Source organism: Synechococcales cyanobacterium T60_A2020_003 (assembly GCA_015272205.1).
GTDB lineage: Bacteria > Cyanobacteriota > Cyanobacteriia > RECH01 > RECH01 > JACYMB01.
In genome coordinates, this window is sequence record JACYMB010000086.1 from 1 (window position 1) to 8,998 (window position 8,998).

General features: G+C 50.6%; 10 protein-coding genes, 1 pseudogene and 1 riboswitch. Of the genes and pseudogenes, 4 read left to right on the forward strand and 7 right to left on the reverse strand.

Annotated elements, in window-relative coordinates; genetic code table 11:
• Both IGR76_04360 and glgX read left to right on the forward strand, forming a co-directional pair.
• A partial coding sequence (locus IGR76_04360) for an IS5/IS1182 family transposase (GenBank protein ID MBF2077756.1) occupies positions 1 to 176 on the forward strand: 176 nt, incomplete at its 5' end.
• Positions 177 to 468: 292 nt separating this feature from the next.
• Entirely contained in the window at positions 469 to 2,625 is a 2,157-nt protein-coding gene (gene glgX / locus IGR76_04365; protein ID MBF2077757.1) for a glycogen debranching protein GlgX, read from the forward strand.
• On the opposite strand, the gene IGR76_04370 is transcribed toward glgX, so the two are convergent.
• The 5 genes from IGR76_04370 to IGR76_04390 form a co-directional block, all read right to left on the reverse strand.
• Complete coding sequence (locus tag IGR76_04370) at positions 2,609 to 4,087, reverse strand: Na+/proline symporter (protein ID MBF2077758.1); 1,479 nt, start codon at positions 4,085 to 4,087, stop codon at positions 2,609 to 2,611. The genes glgX and IGR76_04370 overlap by 17 nt on opposite strands.
• A 128-nt stretch (positions 4,088 to 4,215) precedes the next feature.
• A riboswitch (TPP riboswitch) is annotated at positions 4,216 to 4,357 on the reverse strand.
• Between the two features lie 68 nt (positions 4,358 to 4,425).
• Positions 4,426 to 4,917 (reverse strand): hypothetical protein, encoded by a 492-nt coding sequence (locus IGR76_04375; GenBank protein ID MBF2077759.1) that lies wholly within the window; start codon positions 4,915 to 4,917, stop codon positions 4,426 to 4,428.
• Positions 4,918 to 4,998: 81 nt separating this feature from the next.
• A complete protein-coding gene (locus tag IGR76_04380; protein ID MBF2077760.1) occupies positions 4,999 to 5,520 on the reverse strand; it encodes a hypothetical protein in 522 nt (173 codons plus the stop codon).
• Complete coding sequence (locus IGR76_04385) at positions 5,505 to 5,843, reverse strand: hypothetical protein (GenBank protein MBF2077761.1); 339 nt, start codon at positions 5,841 to 5,843, stop codon at positions 5,505 to 5,507. Before IGR76_04385 ends, IGR76_04380 begins: the two co-directional genes overlap by 16 nt.
• A 25-nt stretch (positions 5,844 to 5,868) precedes the next feature.
• Positions 5,869 to 6,009, reverse strand: coding sequence for a hypothetical protein (locus IGR76_04390; protein MBF2077762.1), 141 nt, complete (start codon positions 6,007 to 6,009; stop codon positions 5,869 to 5,871).
• A gap of 451 nt (positions 6,010 to 6,460) precedes the next feature.
• Here IGR76_04390 and IGR76_04395 point away from each other — a divergent pair, with 451 nt between their 5' ends.
• A complete protein-coding gene (locus IGR76_04395; GenBank protein ID MBF2077763.1) occupies positions 6,461 to 8,047 on the forward strand; it encodes an FAD-dependent oxidoreductase in 1,587 nt (528 codons plus the stop codon).
• A 71-nt stretch (positions 8,048 to 8,118) separates the two neighbouring features.
• On the opposite strand, the pseudogene IGR76_04400 reads toward IGR76_04395, so the two are convergent.
• A pseudogene (locus tag IGR76_04400) lies at positions 8,119 to 8,541 on the reverse strand (VOC family protein).
• A gap of 82 nt (positions 8,542 to 8,623) precedes the next feature.
• Between IGR76_04400 and IGR76_04405 the strand changes: the two are divergent.
• Positions 8,624 to 8,800, forward strand: a complete 177-nt coding sequence (locus IGR76_04405) for a hypothetical protein (GenBank protein MBF2077764.1) — start codon at positions 8,624 to 8,626, stop codon at positions 8,798 to 8,800.
• Positions 8,801 to 8,840: 40 nt separating this feature from the next.
• Here the strand turns inward: IGR76_04405 and IGR76_04410 are convergent.
• Positions 8,841 to 8,998, reverse strand: a 158-nt coding sequence (locus tag IGR76_04410) for an IS5/IS1182 family transposase (protein MBF2077765.1), incomplete at its 5' end; no start/stop codon positions are given.

An 8,998-nucleotide genomic window follows, 5' to 3' on the forward strand; every position in this document is an offset into this window, starting at 1 on the left:
GCTATCATCGTCGTTCGATTGCTGAAACTACCATGTTCCGCTTTAAGACTATTTTTGGGGGCAATCTCAGTGCACGTCAATTTGACAATCAAGCCGTGGAATTGTTCATCAAATGTGTTGCGCTCAACCGCATGATTCAGATCGCTAAACCCGATAGCTACAAGGTTGAAGGTTAATACCAGGACACTCTCAAGGCGAACCTGACCGTTTTTCTAATCATGCAACAAAGCCAAACGGAACCACAATGATTCTCGGTTCCAAATTGACTCTGTAAACCTGAGTAATCTTTCATGATCTTTGACAAAGATAGGTAACGCAAATCATAGTTTCGTGCCATGCAGGGGACAACGCTAATCTACAAGGGCGATCGCGTCTACACTAGAGGCAGGGTTCCAGGCTCAAGATCCGTCTCTAAACGCTACAGTATCGTCCTGGAATTCAGCGCATTGGACATTAAGGAGTTCAGATTTGGGTGCTAACGTATTGCCAGGTCGCAGTTTTCCCCTGGGAGCAACCCCCTCCGTAGATGGGGTTAACTTCTCCATCTTTTCGGCGCATTGCGACGCCATTGAGCTATTGCTGTTTGATCATCCAGAGGATGCTAAGCCGAGTCGCACCATTGCCTTTGATCCCAAGTACAACAAAACGATTCATTACTGGCACATGTTTGTGCCGGGTATCAAAACCGGACAACTGTATGGATATCGGGTGTATGGCCCTTTTGATCCATCCAAGGGATTGCGATTCGACAGCAGCAAGGTACTCCTTGATCCCTATGCAAAGGCGATCGTCGGATGGGAGACCTACGATCGCGAAGCAGCCATCTATCCGGGTGATAACTGCGCCCATGCTCTAAAAGGTGTGGTTGTTGATCCGTCTACTTACAACTGGGAAGATGATATTCCGCTGCAAATTCCCTTCCGGAAAAGCGTCATTTATGAACTCCATGTCGGGGGCTTTACGCGCCACCCCAATTCGGGCATCGCGCCAGAGAAACGGGGAACCTATGCTGGCCTCATCGAGAAAATTCCCTATCTCCAAGACTTGGGGATAACCGCTGTTGAACTGTTACCCATCCATCAGTTTGACGAACAAGATGTCCAACCGGGACTGATTAACTATTGGGGATACAGCACCCTCTCGTTCTTTGCCCCTCACCACACCTATAGCTATCGCAAAGATCCCTTTGGCCCAATTGATGAATTTCGGGATTTGGTCAAAGCGCTGCATAAAGCGGGGATTGAGGTGATTCTTGATGTTGTGTTTAACCACACCGCAGAGGGCAATCATGAAGGGCCAACGCTCTCGTTTAGGGGTTTAGATAACTCCACCTACTATTTTTTAGACGACGATGATCCCTCTCTCTATAGTAACTATTCGGGATGTGGCAATGCCCTGAAAGCCAATCATCCGGTGGTGGGTAGCCTTATTTTGAATAGCCTCCGCTATTGGGCTGCCGAGATGCATGTGGATGGCTTCCGGTTTGACCTAGCCGCAATTTTGGCACGCAATGTAAAAGGTCACCCCATGGACGATCACTCCCCGATTCTGTGGGCCATTGACATCGACCCCATGCTGATCGAGTCTAAGGTGATTGCCGAAGCCTGGGATGCGGCCGGATATTATGCCGTGGGTGAGTTTATCGAACGGAGCGATCGCTTTGCAGAGTGGAATGGCCCCTTCCGGGACGACGTGCGCCGCTTTATCAAAGGTGACACGAACATGGTAGGTACGCTTGCGGCCCGGATCTTAGGCAGTCCTGACATCTACCAGAAACACAACTTTGCCACCGATCGCAGTATTAACTTTGTCACCTGCCATGACGGTTTTACGCTCAACGACCTGGTCTCCTATAACGAAAAGCATAACGAGGCCAACGGCGAAGACAATCGAGACGGAGCCAACGACAACTATAGCTGGAACTGTGGTGTAGAAGGCGAGACCGACGATCCGGCAATTAATGAACTGCGGCTGCGGCAAATTAAAAACTTCTTTACGGTGCTGTTCATGTCCCAGGGCACACCGATGATCTTGATGGGGGATGAAATCCGGCGCACGCAAGGCGGCAACAATAACGCCTATTGTCAGGATAATGAGCTGAGCTGGTTTGACTGGAGCTTGCTGGAAAAAAATCAGGGCTTACATCGCTTTGTTAAAGAGATCATTTTCTTGATCCAACATCTAGAGATTTTTCAAGTCAATGAACTCTTGGAGGTTAGCTATGCGACGCATAAACCGCATCTCGTTTGGCATGGCGTTAAATTAGGCCATCCAGACTGGGGTGAGAATAGCCACAGTCTCGCTTTCTCGTTGCGTCATCCAGACGCGAAAGAGCATCTGTACGTTATTTTTAATGCCTATTGGCAAGCGTTGGAGTTTGAATTACCGTTGTTGGGTAAGGGTGAACAGTGGTACGGCATTGTGGATACCTCTAAGCCCAGCCCCGATGATTTTCGTCCGTTGAGAACAGCGTCTGTTCTTACTCAAGATAGCTATTGGGTTGGGGGACGCTCAGCCGTTGTGCTGATGGCCTCTACAACGACGGCTCGGAAGCGATCGCCCCAACACCGTAAACGGGCTAGCCGTAAAGGTAGCACTAAGGCAAAAGCTACTCCTCCGATATAACGTAGGACTTGATTCCCGTTTGGAGGGATCCAAAGTCAAAGGTTTGAGCTGTGCCGTTGAAGGTGGCAATCGTCGTCCAGGCGATGATCAGGCTCGACGAAACCACGATCGGTACCACAAAGCTCACTAGCAGATCACCCCCAAAGGGAATTGCAAGCCAAGGGCTAAAGTCCGGTTTGGGAAAGAAGAGGGCTCCGGCGGCAATGCCCACCATGGAACTCCAGAAAGCAGCTTTACCTGTTAATCGCTGGGAATAAAGGCCGTAGAGAATGGGTGCGATCGCCCCAGCACAGACGAGATCCGCCAACAGAAAGAGATACAGCACGTTGTAGCCCTGGGCCGCGATGATCACCGCCAGAGTGGCGATCGCCACCGCCACTAAACGCGATGCCCGCAAAATTCCACTCGATGAAAGCTGCGGCAAAAAGCGGATCAGGTCTAAGGTCAAGACGCTCGTGATTCCGTTGAGGAGTGTATCCAGACTACTCATCACCAAGGCCAACGCAAGAATCAGCACGCCCACAATCACGATCGTCGGTAGGTTCAGCGATTGGATCAGCGAGAAAAAGGCGCGATCGTCATTGAAGCCTACACTCACGGCCAAAATGCCCAGCAGGCCCGCCAGAAACAACATGGGAAAGATCACGACAAACGAAGTCAAAAACGATCGCTTTACAACCTGATTCGTGCGGCAGGCGTAGATGCGTTGCCAGTTGCCTTGGTTAAACATTTCTGCTGCCAAGACTGCAATGACGAGGGTGAGGCCAAACTTAATGCCTGGGCCATTGCTAAAGGACAGTAGCTCTGGGGCAGACTGGCGCACATTGTCCAACACGGTTCCCAATCCCCCCAAGGCCGAAGCTGCAATAATCACACTCAAAATCAACAGCGGCACGATCACGATAAACTGAATAGCGTCAGTGAAAATCGTAGCCCCTAGTCCACCATAGGTCGTGTAGACAAAGACAGCGGTAATTACGACTAACGCCGTCCACCCCAAGGGGACATCCGCCAGAATTTGCACCGCTTTGGCGATCGCCGTTAGTTCAGCCGCGAGATAGATAAACATATAGAACACAATGATGCCAAGAGTCAGGACATACATTGCAGCACCAAATCGATAGAGAACATATTCATTGAGGGAATGTCCTTTGGGCATCAGGGTGCGGATGCGGGGGCCAATGGTGGCAAATACGCCTGCCGGAGCCGCTTGCCCCAGGCAGTACCCCAAAATTCCCATAATGCCGCTCGTTGCGCCCACTTCCGGTGGACTAAACAAAATCCAGGCACCTAGGGCAGAGGCAACGATCGTGGCAATCGACATTCCAGTGCCAAAGCGATCGCGACTCACCATGTAGTCTTCTAAATCAATCGTGCGTTTGCTGGTATAGAGCAGTCCCAGCAGGGTAAATAAACCTGCCGTCACTAAAATCACCACAAACGCAATCGCTCCAATGGACATACGGTGTAATCTCCCAACGGTGATATGGAGCTAGGGATGCAACTGTGGAACCGTCTGGACAGCCTAATACTCGGAGACTGGAAAAGTCCTGAGCACGGCTGAATTAAAGCGGGGCGATCGTTGCATCGGATTTCGAATTCACGCTTCCCTGCGCTGGTATTACCCAGTCCATTAACCGCAGTGTTGTACCCAAGCTGCGCCTAATGTAGTTCAGGTTCCAAGGGTATAATCTCAGCCTGGGCGATCGCCCAAGCACCCCTAGCTTGAGCAGATCATATCACCAGATGGTGAAGGGCGGGTTTTGTTCTTAACCCTCGGTGCTTGTTGGTGCGGTTTGCTCAAGAAGTGCTTGCGACGATGTCACCGATATGCTGTATAGTTCCTAAAGTTTCGTAAAGATAGCGAATCGCTTCAAGTTCACAACACGGGATGCCGTCTGGAAGCAGATAGGGATAGTTGGTAAATCCAGCCCCAATGTTGGTAAACACCCCATCCGGTGTTGCGCGCAAAAATTCTGTTAATTGCTCTAGGAAAAAACGATGGCGCAACGCATGGACTAAGATCTCTGTTACATTGACCTCTTCAGCATACTGATCGGCCCAACGCTCACTCTCTACAGAAACCCACAGTTTTGCAAATTGATCTCGACTCACCGTTTCTTTACGAGCACGGTACGAATTCACCAGTAGAGCCGAATCATGAACACCGCTAGGCATAATTGTATTTCGCTTCCATCGATTGATTTGAATCTCTACGGGTTCATTCCTCGCCCCTTGGGGCGGAATACCTGCCGGGGCTTGCCCCGTGGGTTCATACCTTTGATTATCCAATCCGCATGAGTCCTGATTGGTTGTACGGGCGGGTTTGACAGGGAACTGGCGCTGCTAACAGTCAGCCCTCGTTGCTGCGCTTTAAATTACAGCCGAAATCTCTTTCCAATACACCCGGTAAAATGACTCATGTTCACCTAGCGTATACCGCTCGATCAGTCCTTGATTACGAATAGAAACCTCACGATCCTGATTGATGATTACGGGAGTTGAGTCAAAGATATCGCGGGTTAGCATCATCTCTGTGGGAGTGGGATTATCGAGAATGACGACGTTGCTTTTGTCGTAAAACAATCCCTCTTTCTGCAAGATCTCTTCGGTATATTCAGCAATCAGCAAATCTAACTTGGGATTGCGGAGGAGGCTTTGGACACGGCTGTTGTGACGACCACTTAAGCGCTTTTCCGTGCGGTTGATCAGCACCCCTTCCCGACAAATGGCTCCCACGACCCAGGTTGGATGCTTAATCAAAATCCAATCGATCAAGTCCCGCAATTCATCCATTGGCAGATCGTTAAACGTCACAATTGGAATGCGGGCATCTTCTGGCGTATCAAAAAAAGTTTCTAAAATGCGTGAGGTTACGTCTACGCTTTGACCCATTGCAGGTCGCAGGTGCATGTGGCTGTAGCGCGCTGAACGTGCAGATCCATGTCAAGTTTGCCGACTTCGACCATCGTTTGAGCTAAAAGTTCGGCATGGGATGTGAAGGGATACTCTTCGATATTGGGATAGTCTCTAGCAATGGCCTGTACATAGTCCTGTAAGGGCAGCGGATCAACATTCCCACTGAGCGCAAACTGGAAGACGAGCGCTCCCCGATCCAGGTAGGGATTTGGGCCGCTGTAATGATGAAAGGGGAAGAGATCAAATGCATCTGTTGAGCGGGCGTTGACAGGGTGGGTTTGAATCGGTTGCTCTAACATGGCCATGCTCCGAGAGGATTCTTTTCTATCCTAAAGGGAGAGTCCCAGCCTCGCGCGATCGCCCCACGATTTTCGGTATCGCTTCTATCCTAAAGGGAGAATCCCAGCCTCGCGCGATCGCCCCACGATTTTCGGCAGCGCTGCCGTCAGAATGTTGTGATTTCATCACGGGGGATGCCAAGTACAGCAAATTTGCATAAAATGGGTGGAAGCTTAGCGTATTTCGGTCTGACCCGTCACCCAACTCTCCGCTAGCCTAATACCCTCAAGGTCAGACTCCCCGGTTGTATGGAGGCAATCCAACGCATTCGATTAATTCGACTGTTCGACGATGTCGGATGGCTTGAAGCGCAGATCCACGGCGATGCCGCTGGATAGCGGGTCTATCTCTACAGTTTGAGGCTCGCTCCCTCGATTGCTTGGTCGTTTGTTTACGCATTTGCAACCTATCTGCCTGGAATCACGGTATGGATTTTAGGTTGGTGGTTTGCGTCGTGCGCTAGGTTTGCATGGTTTTGGGCTGGATGCAATCTCAGCTTAGTTTTGCCTACTATTCGTTGATGCGATCGCCCATCGCTATTGCAGCCTGTGTTGTTATCCATCACAGCTAGATTTTTATGTTTAAATCACCCTTAACAACTCTGATTCATTGGGCGTATCAGACCCATCATGCTGCCCGCGATCGCCAAATTCCTGTGGAGGAATTACTGGAACAACAGTCCAGTTGGGCACTCTCTCGTCGTCGGTTTTTAGTCTCCAGTGCGGCGATCGCCGGAGCCAGTGTTCTTGGCAATCTAACCTGGAAGGTTACCGCCGCAAACGCCCGATCCACCGTATCGCCGATTCTGATCGTTGGGGCAGGGATTGCGGGTCTCACGGCGGCCTATCGGCTGCGGCAAGCGGGCATCCCTGTAGATGTCGTGGAAGCGCGAGGTCGGGTTGGTGGACGGATGCACAGTGTGCCCAATGTGGCGGGAACGTCGATTTCGGCAGAGCTAGGAGCCGAATTTATCGATCACGATCATCGCCGTATGCGTTCCCTAGTAGACGAGTTGGAACTGGATTTGATTAATCTCCATGCAGGACAAGCCGGGTTAGTAGACACCTACTTTTTTAATCAACAGACGGTGTCTCCGGAACAGCTTTTACAAGACTTTGCGCCGATCGCCCGCCAGATTGACATTGATTTTGCTAAACTCGCCAGATTTCAGGATTACAAAACCGCAACTCCCGAAGTCCGTCGGTTAGATCAGCAGTCCATTGCTGACTATCTAGACATGCTGCCCACCACGGAGACACTTCGGACCATTATTGACGTTGCCTATACGGCGGAATACGGCATTGATATTGATGAGCAATCCTGTTTGAATTTGTTGAACATGATTGACGCCACGTCCGATCGCCTCAGCCTTTACGGGGCAAGCGAAGAGGGATTTTGCGTCAAGGGAGGTAACGATCAAATTCCTAAAACCTTAGCAAAACGAGTCGAGTCTTCAATCCAACCGCATACGAGCCTGGAAAGAATTCGAAACCTCTCGGATGGTCGTTATCAAGTCACACTTCGTTCTGATCAGGGCGTGAGCGATCGCACCTATGAGCGAGTGATCCTGGCTCTACCTTTTAGTGTGTTACGAACGATTGATCTCGACGTCGATCTATCTCCCGTCAAACGAGCCGCGATCGCCCAACTGGGCTATGGCAGCAACAATAAACTGATCACGGGATACCGAGAAAAGGTATGGCGCGATCGCTACCAAGCCACCGCCCTCACCTTTTCCGATCTCCCTTTTCAGAGTGTTTGGGAAGCCAGCCACAGCCAGTATGGATCTAAGGATGATGCCCTACTGACCAACTTTGTGGGTGGACATTCGGGGGTGGAGTTAGGCCGTCAATCGACAGAGGAGGCGATCGCCCATCTGCTGCCGCAACTGAACCAGGTCTATCCCGGTGTTCAAGATGCTTACTTACAGAAAGGAGGATTGCGGACGTCGTGGGTTCATGATCCCTTTAGTCGAGGTTCCTACAGTGGGTATCGTGTCGGGCAATGGACTCAGTTCTACGGTGTAGAAGGCGAACGGGTCGGCAATCTCTTTTTTGTGGGAGAGCATTGCTCGAAGCAGTATCAAGGCTGGATGGAAGGAGCCTGCGAAACGGCTGAACAGGCAGCGGCCAGGATTTTGGCAGAGGTAGGCGCACCCATCTAATCGTGATTCAAACGGGCGGGTTTAGCAGACAGCACCGATCAACGACCGAGGTTTCACCGCAAAACCTGCCCCTAAGCATCAGTTGCAAAGATCGCCTCATCCTGGGCAAATGCCTTAAATTCCAGCGCATTTCCACTCGGATCGAGAAAAAACATCGTCGCCTGTTCGCCGATCTCGCCTTTGAACCGGATATACGGTTCAATCACAAAGTCTATGTCCATCTCCTGTAATTGCTGGGCGAGGGTTTGCCAATCGTCCATTTCTAAAATGATGCTCCAGTGCCGAACCGGGACGGCTTTTCCATCCACGGCATTGGTCGATGGGTCTAGACTGGGGGCAGCGAGGTGAGCCGTGATTTGATGTCCGAAGAAATTGAAATCAATCTATCGGTCGGAGGTTCGACCCACGGGGCAGCCCAGAACCGTTTCGTAAAAGTGTCGAGTTTGCTCTAAATCAGTGACCGGAAATGCGAGGTGAAACGGGCGAATGCTCATAAATCTTCCTGGGAGGCTAGTGTGTTGTGACTATTCTCCCTAGAATAAGGGGGCAAACCCGAACTCGCTACGGTTGCTTCCTATGTTTGTCCACGATCCGCCCATCCCTGTCAAAATTAACCGGATGAACCATCGCGTTCGGTGGCAGCATTCGGTCATTCGCCAACACCATATTGATCAGACTCGGTTGGTGATTGACGATGGCGATCGCGATCGCCCCGAATTTTCGTTTCTAGTCTTAGGCGGCTTTGTTGCATGATTAGAAAAACGGTCAGGTTCGCCTTGAGAGTGTCCTGGTATTAACCTTCAACCTTGTAGCTATCGGGTTTAGCGATCTGAATCATGCGGTTGAGCGCAACACATTTGATGAACAATTCCACGGCTTGATTGTCAAATTGACGTGCACTGAGATTGCCCCCAAAAATAGTCTTAAAGCGGAACATGGTAGTTTCAGCAA

What these genes read in the sequence shown, in the direction of transcription:
- IGR76_04405 (MBF2077764.1), top strand. Translation starts at nt 8,624, where the DNA reads ATGTTTGTCCACGATCCGCCCATCCCTGTCAAAATTAACCGGATGAAC.
- IGR76_04380 (MBF2077760.1), bottom strand. Translation starts at nt 5,520, where the DNA reads ATGGGTCAAAGCGTAGACGTAACCTCACGCATTTTAGAAACTTTTTTT.
- IGR76_04385 (MBF2077761.1), bottom strand. Translation starts at nt 5,843, where the DNA reads ATGTTAGAGCAACCGATTCAAACCCACCCTGTCAACGCCCGCTCAACA.
- IGR76_04395 (MBF2077763.1), top strand. Translation starts at nt 6,461, where the DNA reads ATGTTTAAATCACCCTTAACAACTCTGATTCATTGGGCGTATCAGACC.
- IGR76_04370 (MBF2077758.1), bottom strand. Translation starts at nt 4,087, where the DNA reads ATGTCCATTGGAGCGATTGCGTTTGTGGTGATTTTAGTGACGGCAGGT.
- IGR76_04390 (MBF2077762.1), bottom strand. Translation starts at nt 6,009, where the DNA reads ATGAAATCACAACATTCTGACGGCAGCGCTGCCGAAAATCGTGGGGCG.